This is a genomic window from Pseudarthrobacter sp. NCCP-2145 (assembly GCF_023708005.1).
Taxonomy (GTDB): Bacteria; Actinomycetota; Actinomycetes; order Actinomycetales; family Micrococcaceae; genus Arthrobacter; species Arthrobacter oxydans.
This window is the reverse complement of record NZ_BRCG01000028.1, coordinates 26,792-49,697: the sequence shown is the minus strand read 5'-3', so window position 1 is coordinate 49,697 and position 22,906 is coordinate 26,792. Positions and strand designations below refer to the sequence as shown.

22 protein-coding genes and 1 pseudogene are annotated in these 22,906 nt (G+C 60.1%); 7 read left to right on the top strand and 16 right to left on the bottom strand.

From position 1 onward, the window contains the following. Positions 1 to 84, bottom strand: a pseudogene (locus NFU08_RS21070) (hypothetical protein); the annotation flags it as partial. Between the two features lie 582 nt (positions 85 to 666). On the opposite strand from NFU08_RS21070, the gene NFU08_RS19160 reads away from it, so the two are divergent. After that, the gene (locus NFU08_RS19160; protein WP_251425525.1) at positions 667 to 1,275 is read left to right on the top strand and encodes an RNA polymerase sigma factor; all 609 of its coding nucleotides are present in this window, start codon (positions 667 to 669) and stop codon (positions 1,273 to 1,275) included. After that, positions 1,272 to 2,186, top strand: a complete 915-nt coding sequence (locus NFU08_RS19155; protein ID WP_251425522.1) for a peptidase M56 family protein — start codon at positions 1,272 to 1,274, stop codon at positions 2,184 to 2,186. Before NFU08_RS19160 ends, NFU08_RS19155 begins: the two co-directional genes overlap by 4 nt. 643 nt (positions 2,187 to 2,829) lie before the next feature. Here NFU08_RS19155 and NFU08_RS19150 read toward each other — a convergent pair. The 8 genes from NFU08_RS19150 to NFU08_RS19115 all read right to left on the bottom strand — a co-directional run bounded on the left by NFU08_RS19150 (position 2,830) and on the right by NFU08_RS19115 (position 11,550). Then, positions 2,830 to 3,333, bottom strand: a complete 504-nt coding sequence (locus NFU08_RS19150) for a single-stranded DNA-binding protein (protein ID WP_251425519.1) — start codon at positions 3,331 to 3,333, stop codon at positions 2,830 to 2,832. Between the two features lie 57 nt (positions 3,334 to 3,390). Next, the gene (locus NFU08_RS19145; RefSeq protein WP_251425516.1) at positions 3,391 to 4,551 is read right to left on the bottom strand and encodes an ArdC-like ssDNA-binding domain-containing protein; all 1,161 of its coding nucleotides are present in this window, start codon (positions 4,549 to 4,551) and stop codon (positions 3,391 to 3,393) included. Between the two features lie 84 nt (positions 4,552 to 4,635). Continuing rightward, positions 4,636 to 5,148, bottom strand: a complete 513-nt coding sequence (locus NFU08_RS19140; RefSeq protein WP_251425513.1) for a DUF4913 domain-containing protein — start codon at positions 5,146 to 5,148, stop codon at positions 4,636 to 4,638. Continuing rightward, on the bottom strand, positions 5,135 to 6,865 hold the full coding sequence (locus tag NFU08_RS19135; RefSeq protein WP_251425510.1) for a type IV secretory system conjugative DNA transfer family protein: 1,731 nt from the start codon (positions 6,863 to 6,865) through the stop codon (positions 5,135 to 5,137). Before NFU08_RS19135 ends, NFU08_RS19140 begins: the two co-directional genes overlap by 14 nt. A gap of 89 nt (positions 6,866 to 6,954) precedes the next feature. After that, positions 6,955 to 8,169 carry an ATP-binding protein gene (locus NFU08_RS19130; protein ID WP_251425507.1) on the bottom strand — a complete coding sequence of 405 codons (1,215 nt, stop codon included), beginning with the start codon at positions 8,167 to 8,169 and terminating at the stop codon, positions 6,955 to 6,957. Positions 8,170 to 8,396: 227 nt separating this feature from the next. After that, complete coding sequence (locus NFU08_RS19125) at positions 8,397 to 9,893, bottom strand: SCO6880 family protein (RefSeq protein ID WP_251425504.1); 1,497 nt, start codon at positions 9,891 to 9,893, stop codon at positions 8,397 to 8,399. Then, on the bottom strand, positions 9,886 to 11,142 hold the full coding sequence (locus NFU08_RS19120) for a type IV secretion system protein (protein ID WP_251425501.1): 1,257 nt from the start codon (positions 11,140 to 11,142) through the stop codon (positions 9,886 to 9,888). Before NFU08_RS19120 ends, NFU08_RS19125 begins: the two co-directional genes overlap by 8 nt. Before the next feature lie 120 nt (positions 11,143 to 11,262). Next, on the bottom strand, positions 11,263 to 11,550 hold the full coding sequence (locus NFU08_RS19115) for a hypothetical protein (protein WP_056084497.1): 288 nt from the start codon (positions 11,548 to 11,550) through the stop codon (positions 11,263 to 11,265). Positions 11,551 to 11,885: 335 nt separating this feature from the next. Here NFU08_RS19115 and NFU08_RS19110 point away from each other — a divergent pair, with 335 nt between their 5' ends. The 3 genes from NFU08_RS19110 (at position 11,886) to NFU08_RS19100 (ending at position 14,777) form a co-directional block, all read left to right on the top strand. Beyond that, positions 11,886 to 12,239, top strand: a complete 354-nt coding sequence (locus NFU08_RS19110) for a hypothetical protein (protein WP_251425498.1) — start codon at positions 11,886 to 11,888, stop codon at positions 12,237 to 12,239. Between the two features lie 250 nt (positions 12,240 to 12,489). Then, positions 12,490 to 12,942 (top strand): hypothetical protein, encoded by a 453-nt coding sequence (locus tag NFU08_RS19105; RefSeq protein ID WP_251425495.1) that lies wholly within the window; start codon positions 12,490 to 12,492, stop codon positions 12,940 to 12,942. An 884-nt stretch (positions 12,943 to 13,826) separates the two neighbouring features. Continuing rightward, on the top strand, positions 13,827 to 14,777 hold the full coding sequence (locus NFU08_RS19100; protein ID WP_251425492.1) for a hypothetical protein: 951 nt from the start codon (positions 13,827 to 13,829) through the stop codon (positions 14,775 to 14,777). A gap of 610 nt (positions 14,778 to 15,387) precedes the next feature. Here the strand turns inward: NFU08_RS19100 and NFU08_RS19095 are convergent. From NFU08_RS19095 to NFU08_RS19085, 3 genes are all read right to left on the bottom strand, one after another. Further along, positions 15,388 to 16,509 carry a C40 family peptidase gene (locus NFU08_RS19095; protein ID WP_251425489.1) on the bottom strand — a complete coding sequence of 374 codons (1,122 nt, stop codon included), beginning with the start codon at positions 16,507 to 16,509 and terminating at the stop codon, positions 15,388 to 15,390. Next, positions 16,509 to 16,982 (bottom strand): hypothetical protein, encoded by a 474-nt coding sequence (locus tag NFU08_RS19090; protein ID WP_251425487.1) that lies wholly within the window; start codon positions 16,980 to 16,982, stop codon positions 16,509 to 16,511. The genes NFU08_RS19095 and NFU08_RS19090 overlap by 1 nt, the downstream gene beginning before the upstream one ends. A gap of 269 nt (positions 16,983 to 17,251) precedes the next feature. Then, on the bottom strand, positions 17,252 to 18,151 hold the full coding sequence (locus NFU08_RS19085) for a sigma factor (RefSeq protein ID WP_251425484.1): 900 nt from the start codon (positions 18,149 to 18,151) through the stop codon (positions 17,252 to 17,254). Positions 18,152 to 18,337: 186 nt separating this feature from the next. Here NFU08_RS19085 and NFU08_RS19080 point away from each other — a divergent pair, with 186 nt between their 5' ends. After that, positions 18,338 to 18,661 carry a helix-turn-helix transcriptional regulator gene (locus tag NFU08_RS19080; protein ID WP_251425481.1) on the top strand — a complete coding sequence of 108 codons (324 nt, stop codon included), beginning with the start codon at positions 18,338 to 18,340 and terminating at the stop codon, positions 18,659 to 18,661. Between the two features lie 31 nt (positions 18,662 to 18,692). Here NFU08_RS19080 and NFU08_RS19075 read toward each other — a convergent pair whose 3' ends face one another. Then, positions 18,693 to 19,202 carry a hypothetical protein gene (locus NFU08_RS19075; protein WP_251425478.1) on the bottom strand — a complete coding sequence of 170 codons (510 nt, stop codon included), beginning with the start codon at positions 19,200 to 19,202 and terminating at the stop codon, positions 18,693 to 18,695. Between the two features lie 190 nt (positions 19,203 to 19,392). On the opposite strand from NFU08_RS19075, the gene NFU08_RS21065 reads away from it, so the two are divergent. Next, complete coding sequence (locus NFU08_RS21065; protein ID WP_397426207.1) at positions 19,393 to 19,731, top strand: helix-turn-helix domain-containing protein; 339 nt, start codon at positions 19,393 to 19,395, stop codon at positions 19,729 to 19,731. On the opposite strand, the gene NFU08_RS19070 is transcribed toward NFU08_RS21065, so the two are convergent. From NFU08_RS19070 to NFU08_RS19060, 3 genes are all read right to left on the bottom strand, one after another. Further along, positions 19,623 to 20,783 (bottom strand): S9 family peptidase, encoded by a 1,161-nt coding sequence (locus tag NFU08_RS19070; protein ID WP_251425475.1) that lies wholly within the window; start codon positions 20,781 to 20,783, stop codon positions 19,623 to 19,625. The two genes, NFU08_RS21065 and NFU08_RS19070, sit on opposite strands and share 109 nt — an antisense overlap. A 434-nt stretch (positions 20,784 to 21,217) precedes the next feature. Then, a complete protein-coding gene (locus NFU08_RS19065; protein WP_251425472.1) occupies positions 21,218 to 22,255 on the bottom strand; it encodes a hypothetical protein in 1,038 nt (345 codons plus the stop codon). Further along, a complete protein-coding gene (locus NFU08_RS19060; protein ID WP_251425469.1) occupies positions 22,252 to 22,740 on the bottom strand; it encodes a hypothetical protein in 489 nt (162 codons plus the stop codon). Before NFU08_RS19060 ends, NFU08_RS19065 begins: the two co-directional genes overlap by 4 nt. Between the last annotated feature and the right edge of the window lie 166 nt (positions 22,741 to 22,906).

Sequence of the window (22,906 nt, the reverse complement as noted above, 5' to 3'; positions counted from 1 at the left end):
CTTCACCCGTCTGGACCCGATCAAAGCCAAAAACAACGCCATCAAAAAGCTCAACAACCTCGGCTTCAACGTCACCATAACCCCCGCTACCGCAGCCTGACAGCCATCACCTTCGTATTAGGAGGAGCCTGCAATGCGTTCCGCGAGGAAACGGGCTATGGCAAAGCTCCTCGGCTCCGGCTTTTCCTGGTCGCTGCCCTCCAAGTCGGCCTCAACTCGGCCCCATCGGTGCAGCTCGTCTAGAACGAACCGCCACCCGGTTATTGGCAGCGTTACGCTGAGCTCATCGTCTGTGGGCGGCCAGCCAACCAGCCCTTCCCCACTTCTAGGATGAAGACGCGCGGCCTCCCATCCTGCATTACGGACTCGTCGGCCCTGGTCGAGCACGCGTTGGTCGCCGTCTTCTGCAGCCATGTCAACACTGTTATCAATGGTCGCGTCAATGATTTGCCAATCACCGACGCTAATGGTTACCTCAATCGATTCGGCTGAATTCTCTGATTCCGGATTCGACATAGCCTCAGCCTGCCCTAACCGACCTTGGTGGTAAACAGGCGCGCCGCAGTTGGACTGCCCGTTCAGGATCCTCAACCGGGCGCTTCGGAGTTCATCTGAAATTTTTTGGATTCGGTGAAACCTTTTGGGCTTTGCCGGACACTAAAGGGCATGGGGAACAAGGAAGACGGCGAAGAGGGGCTGTGGCGCCGGAGCGTTCAAGGCCAAGGCGACGCATTCGGTGTGCTTTATGACTTGCACCGGGACAGGGTCTTCCGTCATGCATATCGGCTGTGCGGGAACCACCACGACGCGGAAGACGTCATGGCCGCTTCGTTCCTTGAACTGTGGCGCCGGAGAAAGCACGTACGCGTCGTTGAAGGATCGATTCTTCCTTGGCTGCTCGTGACGACCACAAACATTGCACGCAATCGCGCCCGCGCTGCGCTCCGCTACCAGCGACTCCTGAATTCCCTTCCCCGCAACCAGGAGACCAGCGATCACGCTGCAGATCCGTACCGCAGATACCAAAACCAGCTCGATCAGGACCTTGCAGCCGCGCTGAGGACATTCGCGGCCGAGGACCTACACCTGGTTACCTTGGTCGTTTTCGAGGACCACACCATCGCCGCTGCGGCCGCCGTACTGGACCTCACTCCTGCGGCAGCCAAATCACGGATGCACCGGGCCCGCCAGCGCCTAAGAGCCGCCCTCGAAGGCCACACATCAGCCAAACCGCCCACTGCTCCAACCCCGGTTCTGGAAGGAGAACGACCATGAACCAATTACACGTCGACGAAGTTTTCAGTGATGCCCTGCGTGCCGAACTGATTGCACGAGTCGAAAAGACTGCACCCCCCCGCACACGGAAACGCACGCGCCTCTGGGCCGGCGCTGCCGTGCTCGCTGGCCTCGGCGCTTTAGGCGGCGTGGGCGCGACCGCCGCCGGCATCTTCTTAACCCCGGGATCCACACAGATCACGCCCCTGGCAACACCTGTGACGGAGACTCACACCGGAACAGCAACCGTACAGCTAGGTCCCGCCCCCGCCGGGAGTACGGGCATCGAAATGCAGTTGAACTGCCTCAGCGCTGGAACCTTCAACTACAGCCAAGGAGCCAGCACCACCTGCGACCAAGACGACGTCGGAACGCCTCTGGACTGGACCAGCTACACGATCCCTCTCATTCCGGGGGAAGAAAGCATCACGATCACAACCAGCCCCGAAGCCAGATGGAAACTCACGGCACAATACGTCAGCACCGAAATCACCGACTGGGCAGTCAACGCCGACGGAGACACCTACGGCGCACAGAACGAGAACGGAAGCCCCGACATGGTAGCCGTCATCGCAACCAACGGGACAAGAGGCTACGTCTACAGGACTCAGCTAGAGGACGCAGACGGAACCGCCGCCATCAAGACCTTCAAAAGCCCAGCAGAAGCCCTCGCCTGGCAGGAAGCGCGACTCGGCAAGGACTTTGCCATCCCCGTCTATGACGTGACCGGCAAAACTGTTGTGGGTGAATTCGTTATCAGCTATGCAGGCGGAAACTCCGGAGTCGGCGGAGAACCGGCGCCGGAATGTGCAGGAGTTCCGGCGACACTCGGTCCAGGTGAGACATGGCCTTGCCCCGGCTTGTCGCCAATACAAACGGGATACCCAGCAATCCCCGTGCCTTCCAACTGATGCGTTCAAACCACTAACTGTTGGTGAGTGGCAAGGCGGCGCTGTGGTGCCCGATCAGCAATCGGTCAGCGGATTGATTCCGAAGCGGACCTTTGGTACATGAAGGACCCCTGACCGCAGGGCACCCGCGGGACCAGGCAACTACAGTTTCCACAGTGGGGCCAGGAATAACCGTCATGCTGGGGCCAAAAAAGGTTGACATAGTCAGGCTGGATACTTCAGGCAAGTACCACATGGGGTGGGCTCATTCCTCAAGCATCAGGCGGGTAAAGCCCGAAGAGTGGAAGGGCAGCAGCGCGTTGTAGTCGGCAGCCATCCCGGCCACGATCAGGCAATCATCGGGTAGCGCCGTGCGTGTCGAAGAAACGCACGGCTCGCGGTCGTGCCTAGGGTCGTGGGCATGGAAAGAGATCCCTCAGGGGAGCTGAGAGGACAGACGTCGATCAACGATCTTCTCGATAAGCCGGTCGGCACCGCACCTGTCCAGCTCGCGCTGCCGATCCTGGTGCAGGTGAAGCCTGGACAGTTCCGCCGACTGTCTTAGAGCGGCGGCCGAAAGCGTCTGAGCGTACAAGCGGAGCGTAGACAAGGTGATGGCCTGGTCCAAATGAGGATCAGGCCATCCACTTCCAGCAGCAGTCGGCTACATGCTTATGTCAGCTCGCTCCGGCCCGCCTAAAGGGGGCGCGGCCACCGGTCCTTTCGTAGCTATGCTGTAAGCAGGCTGGGCAGCTTCGGGTGCCACTTGAAGACCCGCATCTGCAGCAGCTTCCGGACCCGCTGCCGCGCGGGGTGAGCGCTGGTAGGCCGCCGTGCCGAACCGAAGGTCAGGACCGATCGTCTCAGCAACAATCCGGCGGGCTTCCCGCCGCTCGCCGTCCTTTTCGAAGGCACGGAACTCGAGTTCACCCGACACCGTAACGGGGTCACCCTTCTTCAAGGAGTTCGAAGCATTCTCTGCGAGCGCGCGGAACGCCGAGACGTTGTGGAAGACAGGCTCTCCGTCCTGCCAGGACCCGTCGGCTCCCTGAATCCGCTGGTTCACAGCAACCCGCAGTTTGGCGTGCGCTACCCCGGACTCACCGTAGGTGAGCTCAGGGTCCGCGACGAGGTTTCCGGCAATGTTGACCGGAATCTTGGTACTCATATCTTCTGCCCTTTCTTTCGCAGACGGGTTTCTCCCGTCCAACACTTCGCGGCCGCCCTACGGTCCGGAAATCTCCAACCCTCGGGATGGTCCGCCGGGCTGCTGCAGGCCTACGTACGAATCCTTGCCTTGCACCTGGGGCGAGACCTCAGCAGTGGGAACCTTCCCGCCAAAACCAGGCGGATTCGTGGATTCGAGGATGTCCTTGCTTGCCGCCGTGACGCGGCCTAAAACTGACTTCGCAATATCCACCCGCGAGGCGGTTTGCTTCAGAGAAGAGCTGCGCACAGCGGCTGAATGCTCCGCCTCAATCACTGCATCAGTCCAGCCGGACAGGTAACTTGCAGACTGGCGACCCCGGTCGATTCCATGAGCCTTGAGGATCGTGTACGCCACAGACTCGGCTTCGACTTCAGCCAGCCCGCGGTGGTCCACGCTGCTCCCGTAAAGCTTGCCCACGGCATCGTCCGGGCCATGCAACAGGACATGGCCGAGCTCGTGTGCCAGGATGGCGACGCGCTCCTCCGCGTTCAGCCAGCCGCCCACTTGAACTTGGCGCTGCGCGAAGTCAGTGAAGCCGCTCGTAAGGCCGAACTGCGCATCGGTGACCTGGATCGAGAAGCCGTGCGTGCGGGCAACCCTGGCCAGCGACTCCCATAAGTGCGGCGCGTCGCTGGCCGGGGCATCACTCGGCCTGGGAACCAGCAGCGGAGCCCCCTGGGTCTGCGAAACGTCGAAAACTGCCTGTCCGCGCCAACCCGTGATGAGGGTCTTCTTCCCCTCGTCAATAGCGCCCTTGGGAAGTTTGTCGCCGAGAGGAATGCGCTGACGCGTACCGTCGGGCAGCAGCATCTGCTGCACACGGGCAGTCCGAGGTGCAATGACCCACAGGGCCTGCTCGCCACGAAGGACAGTGCGGCCGTGTCGTTCCCATTCCTTGTACCCCGCGACGAGCGTCGGCTCGTCCGTACCCCGCTGCGCCATCTGCATCATGAGCAAGGCGACGTTGCCACCTGAGTACCGCCACAAATTGGCTGAGGCATCGAGCAGAACCTGCCAATGTGAAGGTGACTCGACCGCCGCCTCAAGGATCGAGTGCAGACCATCCATCAATGAGGCGATTCGCTCCTCGGGCGCCATACGGCGAGCGCCGGCGCTGGCTTCCGGAGAGTTCTGGTCAGGCAAAATGCTAGATGGAACTTCAGGTGTAGCGGCCACGACAGCCACCCTTCATGCTTCTTGGACCGCAGCAACGCTGCGCAGACACCCGTTCATGGTTAAGCACCTCAAGAGCGACATGACTCAGAAGTCAGCAACCAGTTGATGAGCAGCCTTCCGCCACTCAACAAAGTCCGGGTCATCGCCAGACAGGATGCGAGGCGCAGGCTCCTTGTGTGCCTGCAGGCCCACACACCCGGCAGTCCTGGTGTGCATCCGCAAGCGTTCGACGGCGTGCTGGAGCCTTTCGTGAAAGGCAAGCGGGCCGAAGCCCGGGTCATCTTGGGTGAAGGAGGCAAGCTCAGCGCGGTGAAGCGCATACAACTCAGCCACAATCTCAGGGTGGCGCCACCAGCAGTCAGGAATGACCGACGTCGTCAGCTGATAGGTCGCGACAAGCCATCGCACCCATAAGAAAAGGGCACCCCAAACCTCCTGGGACTGCTCCGGAGTCATTTCCCGCCAACGGCGGGTCACGCTCTTCGAAGCCGCTGAAGCACCAAAAGCGGATCGAAACAACTGCGCAGTGATCTCGTCGTCCCCGAAGGAGCCAGCAGACGGGACATCGAACTCCTCGGTCTCTTCATGGCTGCGCATCCGGCGCCCTTTCTGTCTTTTGCTGACGCTCCCTGTGCCCGTCGGCCAAGATGCGCTCCATCTCCGCCTTCAAGCGGCGCAGCTCCCCTGCGTCCTTACGCTTGTGCCACTCGAGCAGGTCGAGCAGGATCGGTCGAGTCCGCCGCCCCAGCATGAGCGCGGTGCCTGCGGGCAGGCGCCGAATCTCGTCCAGAGCAATCACCGGACTTTCGCGGATTTGCTCCCCGTCCTGCCTGCCAGCGGAAGACCAGGACCGGGTGGTGAGGGTGAGGCTTCTCTCCCCCAGCAAACCCGCAAGCGAGCGCAGGTCCCTCTCGTCGGATCCACCGCCAAAAATCACCTTGATGATCGCCGAGTCCCAGATGGTCGATGCCTCATCGATGGACCATCCTGATCGGGCCTGGGACAACGACTGCAAAACGACGAGCGTTGAGATCCCGATACCGCCGCCGTCGGACAGCGCCATAGGCAGCCCGGGCCAAGGGGCGAGGTTGGCGATCTCGTCCAAGATCAAGGAAAGAGGTGGCTCCAGCCGTCCTCCCGGCGATACGAAGGCCATCTCCCGCGCTGCATTATCGATGTCATCGATCAGCGCGGACAAGTACGGCCCCGCGGCAGCGGCTCCAGCCCTAGTGCCAATCAGGTACAGGGTTCCCCGCTTCCGGATGAAGGCTTTCGGATTAAACTCTTCAGACGCGTCCTGCGGATTCAGCGCGGCCAGCACCTTGGGCGAGGACAGAGGTGCCACCGCCGCCGAAACCCCGATCCACGAGTTCGACGTATTCCGCGGGTCGTCCTCCAGGATACCCATCAGGTCGGCCTGCCAACCCAGCGCCGCCCCCGGCTTGCCCAGCACCTCGAGAGCTTCGCGCGCCAGTACCGGGCTGGAAGACCAGCGTCGGAAAGCCGTCACTCCCTCGCCACACAGCGCCGCAGCATGGAGCAGGCACTGAAGAACTATCAGCGAGCGCTTTTGCCACGCAGCGTTCTCGCCCTTCATCTCCGTGTCCGCCGTGATAACCAGCGCCCGCCGGGTAGCAATGTCAGGGTCTTCGCACCCGCGTACCGGCGACCAGCGAAGCGACGACGGGATCCCCGACATACCCTGTGGGTCAAAGACGGTCACGGGTCGCCCACGGGAGGCCCGCGCCTTCATCGTCACCACCAGGTTGTCCGCGCGGGTAGACGTCGTGACGACTGCCCCCGGCGCATCAAGAATGGCGTTGATGACGACGTACAAGCCCTTGCCGGATCGTGGCGCACCCTGGATCACCATCGACTCCTCCGTAGAGACATGAACGGTGACGCCTCGGGAGCGGCCCAGCGTCCACGACACGTCCTGCACCGAGGGGTTTCCGAGTCCTGGACGCGTGAACTTTCCTCTTTTCCGCACGGCCCTCGCCCCAAAATCGTGAAGAATCTCCGCACGGCGGGCAACGCCGTCGCGGTTCAGAATGTCTTGGCGCAGCCAGCCGCCCGATTGCTTCCATCGCCGCCAAAGGACCACCGCACCGACGACGAGCGCAGCGACCAGCAGTAGAGCCGGGGCCAGAACCCACCAGACGTTGTCTGTGCCAAGCACACAGTCAGGACGGCGAACAAGAACCCATTCCATTCTGTTGGTGAGAAGTCCCACGGCGGCGGCAGGGTTGAAGGGCGACGGCGGCATGGTGCCGCACTGCCAAGAGCCGGCCACGTGCGCTGCTGCCTGCACCACAGCGCAAAGACATACATAAGCTGCCGCGCCGACAAGGCCAGCGGTGACCAATGGATTGTCACTTGCCACGCGCGAGCTCGCTGGCCGTCTCACAGCATCCTGTCGTCTGTCCCGAAGACGGCGAGTTCATCGGTTGTCACTCGGTTGGCAACGATGAAGGAGCGGTTGCCCACTTTCCAGAGCCCGACGCCCTTCGGAAGGTTCTCAACGTGCTCGCACTCGGCTTCGGTCAGGCCAAGCGCTTCCTTGGTCAGGCGCATCGCGTCGTGCTTCTGCCGGTAAATGACCCTGGTGTCAGCCTCAGTCAGCAGGCCCAGTGCTTTCTGTCTGTGTCCACTCGTGCTGTCACCGATCTCGTTGAGGTCGGCGACCTTGTGCATGATGAGCAGGTTTGCGATCCCGTACGTTCTGGCGAGCCGCCACTGCTCGCTCATCTTTGCCAACATGTACGGATCCGCGAGCATCCGCCACCCCTCGTCGTACACCACAAGCCGCTTCCCGCCGTCAGGGTTGGTGATAGCGGCTTCCAACCACGTGGCGCCACAGGCCGCGGCCAGCGAGAGGGCCTGTTCCGACGCCCCGATCAGCGCTGAGGTATCCATCACCATCATCGGAGCGTCAGCATCGAAAGCCACAGTGGATGGAGCATCGAACATGCCTTCGAGATCACCGGACACCGTACGTCTCAGTGAATGGCTCACTGCCGTTGCTCCGTCTGCACCGACCAGAGCCGTCATCTCCTTCGACGGCTTGAGGAGGTGGTCCAGCACCATGGGCAGGGTTGGGTTTGAGTTCTCGGCCATGGTTTCCATGAGTGCGATGTCCAAGGCCGTGTGCTCCACAGGCCGAAGGGGCGTGCCCTGCCGCATGAGTGAAACCAAGGCTCCCAGGAGATAGCGACGGCGTTGCCTCACCACCGCTTGCCACTGAGCCTCTGTAAGGGCAGTGGAGCGGGGACCGGCGTCGAGGGGATTCACCCTTGCAGGGCGGCCCGGGCCAATGGATATGACTTTGCCGCCAACAGCCTCCGCTACCGCAACCCACTCGCCCTTGGGGTCAGACGCGACAGCTGCCTTTCGTCCTAGGGTGATTGACCGCGTTACCAACGACTTGCCGCACATTGACTTGCCGGTGCCGACTGTCCCAATAACAACAATGGAAGGCCCGCTGATGATCCCCTTGTCGTACAGGATCCATGGATCGTAAGAGAAAGCCCCGGACCCGAAAACGTCGGTGCCGATGTAGGTTCCCTCGTGCCCCAGCCCCGACTCAGTAAGGAATGGGTAGGCGGCCGCAAACGTCATGGTCGAAGCCCGGTGGGGCGCAGGCTGCAACCGGTGAGGACCCCGCAGCGAGTTCGGCTCGTTGCTTCCCCAGTCACCCAAGAGACGCATCCCCTGCAGGTCGCGCTGCTTTTCCCCTCCCCCACCGCTCGCCCACCCTGCAGCGGGTGGCGCGGGCCGCCGTCGTGCCTTCCGTTCCGTCCGGGTCTTTCCCGAGGGTAGGTACTCGAAGCTTTTCAATGCCTGTTTCACCGCAGTCCCCTTCCAAGCGGCAGGCCACCGGCGACAAACGCGGCCCACTGCTGTCCGTAAAGAAGCCGGAGCTCAACGAATGCTCCGGCGGCCGCGGACTCAAGTTCCTGGCGATGCCGTGCCAAGTCCTCCAGCGAGGTCGCCGTGACGGTGATGTAAGCCGCCGGGCGAACGTCACCATGGCCGGCGACGATCTCTTCCTCCCTCTGGATCACTTCTTCTTCCTCGGCCTTTTGCTCACGGGTAAGAGGCCTATCGAAGCGGGCATTGATACGGCGACGGGTTTCATGCGCCTCCTGGGCGGAGCGGATATCACGGAGGGCTTCAGCAGTAGGCACTGCCCGTATGACTTCCGTGAACGTGTGGCGGAATTCGCCCACATAGATCAAGGGGTGCAGGAAGCCCGGAAAGACTTTCTGGCGCGGCCATTCAGCAATCCAGAAAGTCTGGTGAAAACCGGTGTCCGTTCGCAGGTACGTCCAGTGTTCCTCGACAGCCATGGGGCCATGGCGGTGGAGGGTATCCATCTCCTCATCTGCCCGCTCGTCCGACGGCGGGGCTGTCGCCACCGGCGCTTTGGGGGCCGGCAAAGCAGCGGGATCGAATGCCCCACGGATGATGCTTAGCAGTCCGCGTTCACGAACCCACTCTTCTACCTTCACGCTGTGGGTACCGAACGACGTTTTCATCGCCTCGACTTCCAGCCGCAGGACGTGTTCCAGGCCCACCAGTCCCCCGCCCGACTCCTTGATCCGTCGTCGAGCCTTGCTTGTGTCAATGACAACCGCGACCAGGAGTTCATGGCTCATGGTCGATCCGGCTGCACCGAGCAAGTCCTCATACGCGCGTTGTCCCCACGCAGTCTTCTCGCCAGCCTGCGCCGGGATGGCGTTGTCTTTGTAGAACTCCCAGAGCGCCGACGACGGGTAGGGCACTGTGTAATCCTGGACCGCGATCCTGGCCGCTCCTGGCCGTTGGGCCATACCGGCTTGCACACGTGACCAGGCTTGGACAGCCCACGCTTTGTCGTCTGCGTCTAGGAGCGCAAAAGACCGCGTGCTGCAGCGCAACACCGCGATCGCCTCCCGGCCGGGGCGGTCGACCATGAAGCACTCACCACTGGCCGTCGTTCTGATCTCCAGATTGCCAAGGCCGCCCGGGAGAGCGAGCCGACCTGCAAGTTGCGGAGCCTGGGGCTTTGCAAGGAACCTCGTTTGTCCTGCCGCTGCCCGGTAAAAGAACAAAGCGAGCTGTTTCGCCCATACGGGATAAGGGATGCGGGAATACTGGAGGAGCCCGAGCAGCATAAGCCCAAGCCAGAGGGGTCCGGAGGAAAAAAGGCCAACCGGCCCACTGCTGGCAGAAGCCACTATGGCAACCGCGCCGCCCCCTGCGACTATCAACAACTGGTACCACTTAAGGCCAAGGAAGAACCCGCGGCGCTCGTATCTGGGGAATTTGACGGCCTCGAGGGCACGGGCATCGTCAGACATGTGGGGTACCTCCGTTCGGAGGGTCGATTCTTGGTGGATGGGGTTTCGGAGGCCGCACCGGAGAAGGTGCCGGTGGGCTTGCGTTGGGATGCGCTCGCGGTTCGGCATCTCCGGGTGGGGCCTGCCGGGCGGATGCCGGGGCGGTACCAGTGTTTTCGTGAGGGTCTATGCGCACTAAGCCCCGCTGCGACCCGGGTGGGTGCAGGGTGTTCGGAGCTCCTGCCGATGGCCCGCTTCTCAGGGCCAACTCGCCGCCGTTACTGTGGGGCGACGGCATCCCGGAGCCCACAGCGGGTGCCAACACTTGTGTCGGGAAGAGGTTGCGACTTGAGTTGATTGGCCTGGTCATGGCGGATCGATTCACCAGGCCTGCGAGTGTAAGGCGGCCCCCGGTCTGCCTACTGATCTGGCGAGCCGCCACGCTGCTGCTGCGGGACAGGACGTGGCCGCCACCGGCAGTTTGTGCCGCTGCCGCGAGTTCCCCGCCCGCGAAGCTAACCAAACGCAGGGCCATCAAGGGTGCGCCGCAGGCAAGCGCCATTCCCACCGTTCCGGCCGCCAAACCGGCAAAGGACTTGGACTCCGCAAAGAGCTTCACTGCAGCGGCCAAGACCGTTGCGGCTAAGGGTTTTGCCAACACCAGAGCAATGACCACCTCGCACCAGCGGCGTGCCCAAGACTTTGTCTTGTCCCAGGGCAGCAGCATCAGGGCTACCGGCGCGACAGCGGCCAGGACTACCAGTGCAAAGGAGCGGAAGATCATCGAGCACATCAGGATGAAGGCAAGGATCCACACGACAATTACTGCCATCACCGTAACGACGACGGCACCGGCTGGGCCCCCTGTCGTCCCAGGTGCCAGCGAGACTAAGTTCCATTCCCGACCACTTCCTTCTGGTGCCCGTTCAAATCCGAAAAGCCTCATAAACACGAGGTATGGGTCCGAACCAATTGATTCGAGCAGTGCGGCAGAGGCTAAGTCACTCGCCCGTGTTAGTTGCCGGACCAGATACACGGCAGCCCCGACGAGCGGAATGGCGGCAGCGCCACCAAGCATCGCGCGGCCGATCCGTCTCGGCTGCTGGCTGAGCAGGCCCGACAGGACCTGGAGGATCATCACAACGACGAGCGGCGTCATCATGACGACGACCCACCAGCTCGTCAGCCCCTCGATGGAGAGCCACTGAGAATCGTCGACATCCGACACAGAAAAGGCGCCAGTAATGAAAGCCCAAAGCCAGGACGCCATGCTTTGGAGGACGTTGGCGAAGAGGGACGTGACTGCGCCTATGGCGTTGTCGTTCGCTTGTGACACCAAACCGCAGCCGGGCGGCCACCATCCATTGAGATCGCACTCAACGGGCATGACTTAGAACCCAAGCGGGAAGGCGGTCTGTGACCAGAGGATGTAGCCGTTGATGCCGCCGAGGATGGCAGCCACCGGACCTGTCCAGAGGAGGATCACGCCGCCGCCGGAAGCAAGGCGTGACGATTGGCTAAGTTTGCCAGCCAGCAGCATCGCGGCACCGATGATGGCCACGATGGCAATGATGATGAAGGCGCCGACCAGGATGCCGCCGCCGATCTGTTTGAGCGATTCCAGGAAAGGAAAGCTTGCGTTCGGGGTAATCCCCGGGTCCACCGCTGCAAAAAACATTGGTGCTCCGTCCGTTGTGTTCCATGGTGTGAGCAGAAGAGCTCACGGGTTCATGGATGTTGCGGAGCGAAGCGACATGACTTGTTCGTATACAAATCGGCAGAGCCTTGATGTCGGCATCGCGATGAATATGACAACGTCTCGCAACCCATCGTTTATCAGAGTCGAGCCTAGATCGAGGGCAGCGCTCGGCATTAGGCTGGCTTCCAACTGGTAGCGCTCATTGAAGGCGCCAATCTAGTCACGCGAATTCTTAGCTCGTCGGGCTAGTCAACACATGCAGCACAGTCTGAGTGAACAACGAGACGCGCAAGGAGTCTTTCGAATGAGGCTTCATGTCGATCGAACTCTGCGGAGGACGCTTGAGCTTCGATGAACACGTATCTGCCGGAGTCGGCAACCGCACGGCCTACCGTCGTCATGTTTTCAGTTCCTACTTTATTGGTAAAACTGTAAACCCCACAGGGTGCGTCTTCCCTGACTACTTCATCGCCGCTCGTCCTATAGATTATCTGTCCTGCATACTGAAAGAGCTTGATTTATTGGGCCTCGGGCTCCTAGAATCCGAGACTAATAGCCGCAATCCCAGGGAAAACGACGAAGACGACGGTCAGCGGAAGAACACGAATACGAGTGGCACCACGCTAGTGCAAATGTTGTGCGTACTCCGGCACTGGGCCGGGAGCTGAACTAGCAAGGGCCGATGCCTGTCGACCCGACGCGGTAAATTCGGACGCATCAACTACATAACTGGGGGGTTCACCGTGAACGACTTTTTTCTGCTACCAACCTGAACAAGGCTCTTGTACTGACCGGCCTTGATCCGAAACTGGCTACCCTGACCGAAACCTCACCGGCTGCTGATGTGTGGGACCTCTGCTACAAGGCGGGGTCAACGCCTGCCAAGGTCACTGAGCTTGCCGAAAGCCTGTAACTGACATGGAGCCTGACAATCTTTCCAAGAGCTTCACTGACAGCTTTTCCGAAGCCCTCCGCTCTGCCGGCGCGACTGACAGGGTTAGCGACTTCGCCAGGGAAATGAAGCCCACGCCTATATACAAGTTTGGGGTTCGGGATGCAGGCCACGACTTTCGGGCCATAGCAGAAGCGTCAGCAAAGATAGCCCCGCCGCCGCCTGCGCCGACGCGCGATCAAGCAGCGGAACAACTACAGCATTTGGAAGAGACGAAAGTCCTTCTTACCGCCTTGAATCAGACGATTCAGAACGCGGAAGAGGACCGGAAGCGGGCGGAGCAAGACAGGCACCAGCAGTCCCTCTTCAATAAGCGGATGACGGTTGTTGCTATCGCGCTCTCGTTGGCCGCGGTCGTGGCTCCGTTTCTTATCTACTTCCTTGAGCATGGCTGGTGGTGGGAAGCGTACCGGCCCTAGCCGATCTGCGACGGAAGAAGGCCCGTGCCCGATACAGGCATGGGCCTTCAATTTGTGCTCCTGATTCCGTTTACTTCTCTAGATAAAGGCCTACGAAGTAAAAAATGCCACCTGTGAGCAGGCTGAAAATCAGCCACATAAGCGCGCCGTACGCTCTTCCTCCGACTTTCAAAGCAGCCTTGCCTATGGCACTAGTTTTGCCTTGACGCCTGAGCTTCAAGGCATCAAAGAGGCAAAGCGCCCATGTCAAGCAAAAGCCGCCCATCGCAAACAACCACGGCCCACTCAGAAACTTCATTCCATCGCCCCCACGTGCCAGTTCCTAAGCTTCCCGAATTGGAAGCCCTTGGAGACGATATCGCGATTAGGAGTCCGCATTGATCAGGACGCTGATTGGAGCGGGTCCTCTCCCTTTAGATAGACCGCACAACCTGGAACGACTAGATACGTCAGGCGGCCGTGCACCAGTTCGCGCTAAGTTCACGCGGGTTGGAGTTTGCGCATTGCCTGTTGCTGCAGGCGTACGGGACCGTGACGTAGTGCTTCACCTTGTCCGCGGCTGAGGTTTCATCGATCCTGCGCGTAGTCGTCCGTGATTCGCAGTCATTGCATGTCCATACGTCGGCCATGATTCCCCTTGATGTAAAGAGCTAAGGCTTAGCGCGTTCCCAGCGTTGAGATGCGTCCAATCCTGCCACGAATAGACCGGCGAGCAACATCACCAACATAGAGAAATTGAAGGTGCCAACGTAGAACCTCGCCGCAGCGACAAGCGCAATGATGATGACGCCTAGGACCATGAGTATCGTTCCGCGCTTCATGCCGGGAGCTTAACAATGGATCCTCAAGGAATCCACAGGAAAAGAATTTTATATCCTGCCCATATGGCTGAAGAGTATGAGCACCCGCTAGAAGTAGATGACCTGGACCTCTACACCATCGTGATCTACCAGAACACTCCCTTTGTGGAAGGGCTCTACCAACAGTTCATTGGTGGCCGACCTACCCAAATGCAAACGAATGATCAATCCGACGTTACTGACGGCCTCAAGGGAACTGCAGACATTGGCGGCAGCATTCCGGGATTGGTCAATCTGAAAGGTACTGGGGAAGGTTCCCGTCAGTCCAAGGCGGCCAGTGGCAGTGCAACCACGATGACGTTTGACCATGCCTACCTTCTTCACGGAGTTAGGCAAGAGCTCCGGAGAAAGGACCTAGTGACCGTTGTAGACGATGCGGCGTCCTATCACAGTCTGCAGCCTGGCGATTTTGTGGAGTACCGAGCCACATTCGAGCCGAACTTCATTGTTAGCGTGCTCGACGTTCTAACCGCCGACATCGTTCAAAAGTATGCGTATGCCAACAACCTCAAGGCGGTCATAAGTCCGGACATGAGCCCGGAAGAGCTGCAACACGCTATCAATGAAGCTAATCTCGCCAGCAGTCAGGCAGCAGCGTTCTTTGAAGCAGCGCAGCGTGAGTTCAGAAACGGTACTTCTCTAGAGTTTTACGGGACTGTCATTCCTGCCCCTGAGGCAAAATCACTCAACGTCCATGCTGTGACCGTGTGTGACCGCGCAATGTTCAGCGGCGGGGATACAGACAAGCTTGTTGACGGTGAGTTCCGCGTCCTCGGCAAGGTCATCCGGGTCATGAACGGTTACACCCTGATGGACCGCAACAAGATTCTTAGCCGGCTGAAACCCAACGCTTTAGAAGAGCTCCAAGAAAAGCTGAGGGAAGACGAAAGAGTTGACGAATACATAAACCTTGACCTAGGCCTCACGGAGGATGCCGCAGCATTTAAAGTGATCCCCATAGCAATCTTCGTCTAAGCCATTCAAGTTTACGGACGGGCAGAAGCCCGTCCGTAAACTGCGCCAACTCTTCAGCAGCCAGCTTTCCTTCGTTATGCCAGAGGATCCATTCATCCGCCGTCAAGGGCTTCACATTTTGAAGAGCCTCCGAGTATCGCGGGTCCGCGTACTTCACACTGATACCCCGATCCGCAAACCACATGCGCCGCGCCTCATCCCTGGGCGGCACCCAATCCGTGTGCGCCTCCGCTAGGTGCCGGTGCGGTGAGTCCTTCTGGAACAGTTCACAGAAGACGGCCGATTCCCCAACGAGTTCACGCGGAAGCTTTTCCACCGTGACGGCGGCCGCTGCAGCATCACGGCGGGCTTGCTCAGCCTCAGAAATAGGCCTACGCGCCACGGGTGCCCCGCTTAGCCTTATCCATGCTCCAACGTGCGTTTGCGGCCGTCCGGGCATTCTCCGTGCGGTCCCGCTGCGCTGCCGTCTCAGCTGGCGACTTGTCTTCTTCGTCTTCCTCATCCGCGGGAAGGTCCACCGAAATTATCTGGGCCATTTTTGATGACGGACCGAGCCGAACACCGACCGATCGGGCGAATGAAGCTGCATCTCGCAATAGCAGAGTGGTCTTCAGCGCCTAATGAGGTCGAAGTACGCCGCACCAGGGTTCCAACTCACTGGATGCAGCAGCGTCCCCACAGCAGGATTCAAAGCACTCCACATCATGCCGTCGCCCGCGTAGATGCCGACGTGGCCCCAATTGTCGGGTCCCTGTGGATTTTGAACTACTAGGTCTCCTGGTTGGGGATCTTCTGTTCGAACGCCAACGCGCCACTGTTCTACTCTCGGCAACTCGATTCCGGCTTGCCTGTAGATCCACTGCACATAGCCGGAGCAATCCCAAGCTTTGAAGGCAGTCCCTCCCCACACATATCTGCCGCCTAGACCGTCCTGCGTGAACCTCAGAATGTCCTGACGCTGCTGGCTCAAGTTACGGGAAGATCCCCCTTGACGCGGCGCTGGCGTGGAATCTGTACAGGAGGCAGGAGCGGTTCCACCCTCAAGAGCAGCCACGATTGCCGTGGCCGCCGGCTCCCAGCGCGCATACAGTTCAGGAAAAGCAGAGACTTGGACTGCTTGGGCAGCCAGTCCCTTGTCCATCGCCTGCCAACCGGGAATGTCCAGCAATCCTCGAGGACTGCCGCGATTTGGTCCCGACGGCCCACCGTAAAAGGCCCGCGCGTTATAGGAAGCATCCATCAACTGCTCAACTGTCCCCCAGCCTGCCGCAGGACGCTGCTGGGCCGAACCGATCGAGTCGTGGTCACGTCCAACGCCGTCATTGGGGAAATGCAGGGAAGCAGGCACGCTGGGGTTCGCGAGCATGCGCAGACTCGACTCCTGCAGCGCCATCATGATGGCAATGATCTGCCCGGAGCGCGGTATTCCAAGCTGCTTGCCGACCGCGATGTATGTCCGCGCAACGCTCTCCTGCCGAGGCGTCAGCTCGTAGAGCAAGCGCCCAGCATTCCGAACTTCCAAGCCAGCACCAGTGACGTTATGGGCAGTGGCCACCTCAGTTCCCGCTGGCGTACAGGCAACTGCAGATTGGCGCGCCATACCTGTTAGCGCCGCCACGCCTCCGGCAAATGCCATTGCACCAAAAAGCAGAGCGAGGAAAGCGGCCGCTGATACGACCTTCAACAATGCACGGCGCCGCACGAGCCCTGCGACGGCCACCAGTGCAGCCACTAGTAAACGATTCTCTCTGCGGTTGCGTAGAAGGCGACCATGGCACAGCGATCAGATGGAGCGGTGGTGGCAGGAGGACAGTTGACCATGACCGTGACAGGGGCCGCATAGGCACTTTTGCCGTTGCTGGTCTCGTCCACAACTTGCACCGTCACCGTGCACACGTGGAGGCCTTCCCACGGGGCCGGATACTCCTGAACCTTGGCCAACTCGAGATCGCAGCGCACGGACACGGCGGTGCCGCTTCGGCGAGCGGACTGCTCTGCCAGGGTGGTGAACGTCCCCGCTGTCACGCCTGTCCCTTCAAACTCTCGAACCAGTACAGATAAGGGATTCGATTCATCAGGCAGCAACTCCCACCAGGACCGCAGCTTGGCATACACATCCGAGTACGACGACCACCGGCTGTCCCAGCTATAGATTCCCTTGGCTGCCGCTGCAGCGAGCGCCCGGTAATCGCGGGTACGTGGCAAACCATCCGGCGTTGCTTCCGCCGTAACGACTGGCTCGTCAGGAACACCGGACGTAGTGCCTGGTGCAGTGGCATTGGTTGATGGCTTCGCCGGTGCAGGTACGGTTGCGGACGTGGTCGGCGGGACGCGTCCCCTGGGGCTCTCTGCAGGCCAAAGTAGGAAGGCTGCACTAATCATGAGCAGGGCAACCAGCCCTGTCGCCACCCACTCCCGAGGGCCAACTCTACGGAACCAATGCATAGTGCAACCCGATGTCCGAAACCCAAGACCTAGACAGCCGGTCGATGCACTTCGTGCTGGAGCACGCGCCAAGCTGCCTGGTACAGCTGCCGGGCAAATCCGATATTCACCGCGATGTACCTCTCGGTAACGCCGAGCTCACAGGCTAGAGCAGCCATCTGAACGGATCTATCCACTCCTCGCAGGCCTGGACGGACTATGGTTTCCGCGACGCTCCGAAGGACGTTTGTGGGAAGGCAGTTGGCAGCGCACCGGCAGAGATCGTCGACGCCCAATCCGGGTTCGGGGTGGCAGTTCAATGCCGTGTTGATTGTTCTTGCCGTCTGCCGAACGACGGTTACGGCATGCCATCGACGCCGGTCCTTGGGAGACGGAGGTCCGTAATGCCTCGGCCCCGTGAGGCTGGATACGGCAAGCCTCCAGGTTTCCTCACTGACGCTGCGCTGGACCAGGCCCAGCATGGCGTGTGCCCAGGCCTGATCAACATAGTTCTCGACGTCGTTTCCTGCCGCCCCAGCATGGACGACAGCAAGAAGCTCGGGTGAGCTTTCCATCGTCGTGAAGTCAACAAGCAAGGGCAATGTTTGATGGCTTAGCTCGCGCCGGATATGGGCAGCGCAGATCTTATTGCAGACACCCTGGACCCACGCTTCAAACGGGATGCCAGGCAGCTCCCGGTAGCGTCCCCGCGCAACCCCGTCCCAAACGGCGACCCGGATGTCCTGCATGACATCGTCCACATCGCAGGACCGCCCGATCCGCGCGAGCCGAGAAGTGACGTAACGGTGGACCCCATCAACCGCGACCATGATCCGGTCGATCTGGATGACGGGTTCTCCCGGCGGAGGTGTGCTTCGCAACGAGACGTCAACGTGAGCGACCGTCTCTGGTTCCTTTGTAGATTGATACGCCTTGGCTTTAATTTCCATGGCTTCACCGCTTTGACTGTTCAGATCGAGTAGTTCGCAGAGTCGCGCAAACGGCCACCCCAGTTAGTGGATGCGGAGATCCAACAACGATCAGAAGAAGCTATAGGAATTATTGTCGAAGATAATTAAAGTATCGTCAAGAGTGCGGTTCTTACTTTTTGCACCGCCTTCGGGAAGAATGACCTTATGCCGAGAATTACGCAGCCTCACGACGCCGCCTGGTCGGCCGACGTCGAGGCTGCCGTCGCAACCTTCGGCAACCGGGCGCGAAACGAAATACTTCGATTCCTCACGGCCAGTGGGCCGGCGACGCGCGGGGATATCGTCGATGCTGTCAGCGCGGGCGATCCCAGCGTGGCAAAGCACCTGGCGGCGCTCGAAGAGGCAGGCGTGGTGATGGTCGACGTCGAGCCTGGACGTAGACACGGACGGTCACCGCGGTATTCGGCGAACCCTGTCCGGATCAAGGAACTGCTCGACGCTCACCTCAGGTACTTACTGGAAAAGTAGCCGCAGTGAGTTGGAAAGATGAGCCCGACGTTTAGTCTTCGCGCTTCGGCGCCTCATCCGCGTCCAACTGTGGACTGGCCTCGGCCCTCTCCCCTTCTGGCCGACGGCTGATGTCCTTATTCAAGTACTCTGTGATCGCCCGTAGCGTCTCGGGCGACACGTCACCAAGGGTCCGAGCAGCGAAAGTTTTCACCCTCGCAGCGCGGAGAGATTTCACAAACTCAAGCTGGGAATCAATGCGCTCGGGCAGATCTGAGGCGTCGTTGCCCATCAGATAATCCGGATCCACATTGAAAACGTCGCACAGGGCGCCTAGTAGCGCCGGGTCGCTCACCAGCCTGCCTGTGCCGTCTTTCATGTAAAACCAGCGGGCTCTGGAAAGCTTGAAGCCCTTCTCCGCCAGCTTTTGCTGAACTTCGCGAAACGTGACGGGTTGTCCTCGCTCTGCAACGACGACGTCGAGCAGCAGGTTTAGGCGGCGTGCAAGTTCGGCTTGGGGAGACAGTTCCACGCCTTTGTGATCTTCTTCGTCTCCAGCCACGCTTCACCTCCCAGACCAGACATGACTATCGTCAGCGAGTCACTAATTGTTGCCCAGTATTGCCTTGGCCAAGTCCACATGCAACAAGCGCGGCTTCGTCCTTCCATCCGTATGTGGATGAGCGTATCGTTCTGCTGTAGACCCGTCTACAGCGGGCTACAAGAGATTCCCTCGTCACCTGGTGGTCTCCATGGCGAACATCTTGATGAACCGGACGCGAAGCCGCCTCATTCGCTATTTGATCACCCATGGCCCGGCGACCTGCAGTGAGGTCGCTGCAGCCCTCACCATTTCTGCTTCCTCTGTCCGCAAACACCTCAGTCTTCTATGCGAGGCAGGCATCGTCATCCTGGGTTCGGGAACGTATAAAGCGCGGTTGGATATGGTCGAAAGGGAGCTTGCTGACCTTGCGGCCACGTTTCAGTCAGCGGGCAGCGACTTTAGGAACCGAGTAACGGACGACTCCCACTTCTCGGTATCAGCGTTCCACTCGAGTGAATGCCCCGGAACATCGAAGCGAACCAACTGAACGAGGTCGGGTCGTAGCTCTGCAAATCGTTCAGAGGCTGCGACCGGTGTTGATTTGTCGTCGATCCCGTGCAATATGAGGGTCGGTGTCTTGAGGTCACCAGCGCGGGTAACCCAGTCCAGCGCGGAGAGGTCAATGGATTGCTTGAGCCCGGTGACCCAGCGGCCCGCATTCGAACCCAACAAGCTCAGCCCAGCCCTGGCGATAGCTTTAGGTAACCCACTGGCACTCCCGTTAGACGTCAGAGTCTCGGCCCAATCTAGGACGGGAGCCACGAGCACAAGGCCGACAATCCGATCAGAGTGGGCTGAAAGATTTGCTGCACGCAGAGCCATCGAACCGCCCAGAGACCATCCAAGCAATACGATCCGCTCGGCGCCATGGTCCACGGCGTACCTAATGGTTGCTTCGACATCCAACCACTCGTTCTGGCCCAATGAGTACCGGGAATCGTTCGACGGCGGCGCTTCGCCGTCGTTACGGAATGACGCGACCAGCGATGTGATGCCGAGTCTGCTCGCAACAGGAACACCGCGCAGGGCGCCGGCCCGTTTTCCACCCATTCCATGCGCGTGGATGGCCCATGTCGAAGACACCGGACCGGCGTCCGTGGGCGCGAATTTCCATGCGGGTGCCATGCCGCCGTCGACCTGAATCTCCACGTTCTCAAAAGGCAGACCCAGTTGCTCGGGTTTGGAGTACGCGTACCCGCTCCAGATGCCGGCGGTGGCCGCGTGTAGGTCACCGGAGTCGACTCGCTCCACGAGACGAGTCACCGCTTCCCCGTTGATGTCCTCGGCTATTACAGCCCCTATGCAGGCGTGGCCCTTGCCGTTGCCGAACCACAAGCTGTAGCGGCCAGGCGCCATCGTTAACGGGGTCGCTGGCAGTTCAATCCTCAGGGATCCATCCTCGCCGGAGAAGACTTTCCTGATGGAAAGATCCTCCCGACGTGAAGTGCTTGGCACAACCACCCGACGCGCAAAGTAGGCAGCTCCCAAGAACGTCACTGAAGATGCGCATACGGCTGCAATGGTGAGAAGGCGCAGCATTCTAGGAGTCTTCATCTTCGCTCCTGACATGCTTGTCAATGACGTCCCTAAGTCGCGCCAGCGTTTCGGGAGACAAGTCCTGCAATTGCCTTGCTGCGAAATTTTTCACGCGAGCCTCTCGCATCGACCTTAGGAGTTTGAGCTGAGCTTCCACTAGGTCGGGTATCTCTGTTGAGTCATCCAGAAGGTACCGGCGATCCACGCCGAAGAATGCCGCGAGGTTCTGCAGCAAATCCTGGTCCATAGCCAGGGAGCTATCACCGCTTCGCATGTAGGCCCACCTTGAGCGCGACAACGGCGTGCCCTGTTGAGACATTGCTTCGCTGACTTCCCTGTAGGACAAGAGCCCTGTTCCTCGGGACTCATACAAATCCAGCAAGAGAGTGATCTTGCGAGCGAGCCTGGCCTGCGGCGACTCCGAGGGTTCTACGGCATCATCTGCCACTTGGGTTCTTCCCCCTCCCCCGTCGCGCCATGCCCATTCGACCACCCTGCGTGTCCCTATGGGAAGCGAGGTAATTCTCGGTTCGAGTCAAAGTTTGAAAATCAGCTTCGTCCAGCAACTTAGCAGCAGCGGGATCCATCAGGAGCGCGTCCTCGATCTCGACGAGCATCCGATGAAGCCTGTGCGTGTCTGGGTCTCCCCGCTCGATGACTCCGGCGGGCGTCGCCAGGCGTCCATCCTTGCGGGTAACTGTCGCTTTCTCCCAAGTGGATGTGAGGTCTTCGAGTAGGCCAGCTTGGGTCCTCTGTTGCGTTCGCTGAACGATCCGGCGCGCTACTGGCGGCAGGGCCAGTCCAGCACACAGGAACAACATCGCCCCGACAAAACTGGTGTCGTAGATAGCCGCCAACTGCTGCATGGTCGACAGGTCTCCTCCAAGATGGGCTAGGTCCATTCCCAAGACTGAGAACACTACGACGAGAGCCAGGAAGCAGCCAATGCCGATGAGGGTGAAGGCGACGCGAAAGTAGGAAGCGGCCATCCGCCGTCGGAATCTAAAGCACACGTATCCGGTGACGCCGACGACTACCCCGATGTAAACAAACTGGATGGCGGAATAGAGAGCGGCAGCAGGCTGGTCGCCGTAATCCAGCATGAATCTCATTGAGGACACAGGCGCTTCAACGCGGAGGAAGGCAAGGACCAGCCCCAAGGAGACCAGACCCAAAATTAGGAGGCCGCGACGGTCTCTGCGCACAGGTGCATCGTTAAGCTCTGCGGCCCGGAGGATCGCCTGGGAAAGGAAGTAGATTCCCACGACCATCAAAATGTTCGCGAGAAGATCCAGGAGGTTGTGGCCGCCGAGGGCTCGATCACCCGTGAGATAAATTGGATCGACATTCAAGGAGAGCGCGGTTGCAATTGCAACGGCGGCAACGAGGATGCTGTGATCTTTCCTCGTGCGCGCGCCGGGCAGTAAGCACAGAACGAGGCCCCAGATGACTGCAGCCGTGACTGCCTGGATCACCCGAAAACCTGTTCAAATGACCTTGGCTCCATGGTGCTGTCGCGGATAGCGCCGGCAAGAAGATCTGCGAGAGTCTCAGCTGCGGCCTCCAGATCGTCGACGAAGCTGCTCCGTGCCAAAGCTCGTGACACCATCTCTCCGTCAAGATTTGGAAAGAGGCTGGCTGCATAGTCGGAGGAAATTCCCAACTCATCGTGGCGCAGGATCATATGTCCAAGTTCGTGAAGGATGAACTGCTGCCTATGGAGCGCTGAGTCCGTGACGGCATGCAAAATGATTTCCCGAGTATCGGTCGACAACCAGAGACCGCAGACGGACGTGCCGTTGAGGATCGTCGTGGCTTCGATCTCGATTCGACGCCGTCGTCGGACGGCCACTATTACGATGAGCCTCTCCAGCGTCAGGTGGCTCGGTAGATGCAGCGATACGAATGCCTCGGCCGCAACCTGAGCTGGCCCCTGTTCTTGCGATTTCTGCTGGTCCATACCGCCCCCTCCTTGCAGCGGACAGCACGCGTGGCTGCCATTGACAGCTGCCACCGGAGCGCATCAGGCGCCCCAGCTTCCATTGAACGCCCCCGCTCTGTACATGTCCAGAGCGGAAAAACTGATGAAGTTGGTCCGATCAGCGCCCGGGTCTCCTTGTGCACAG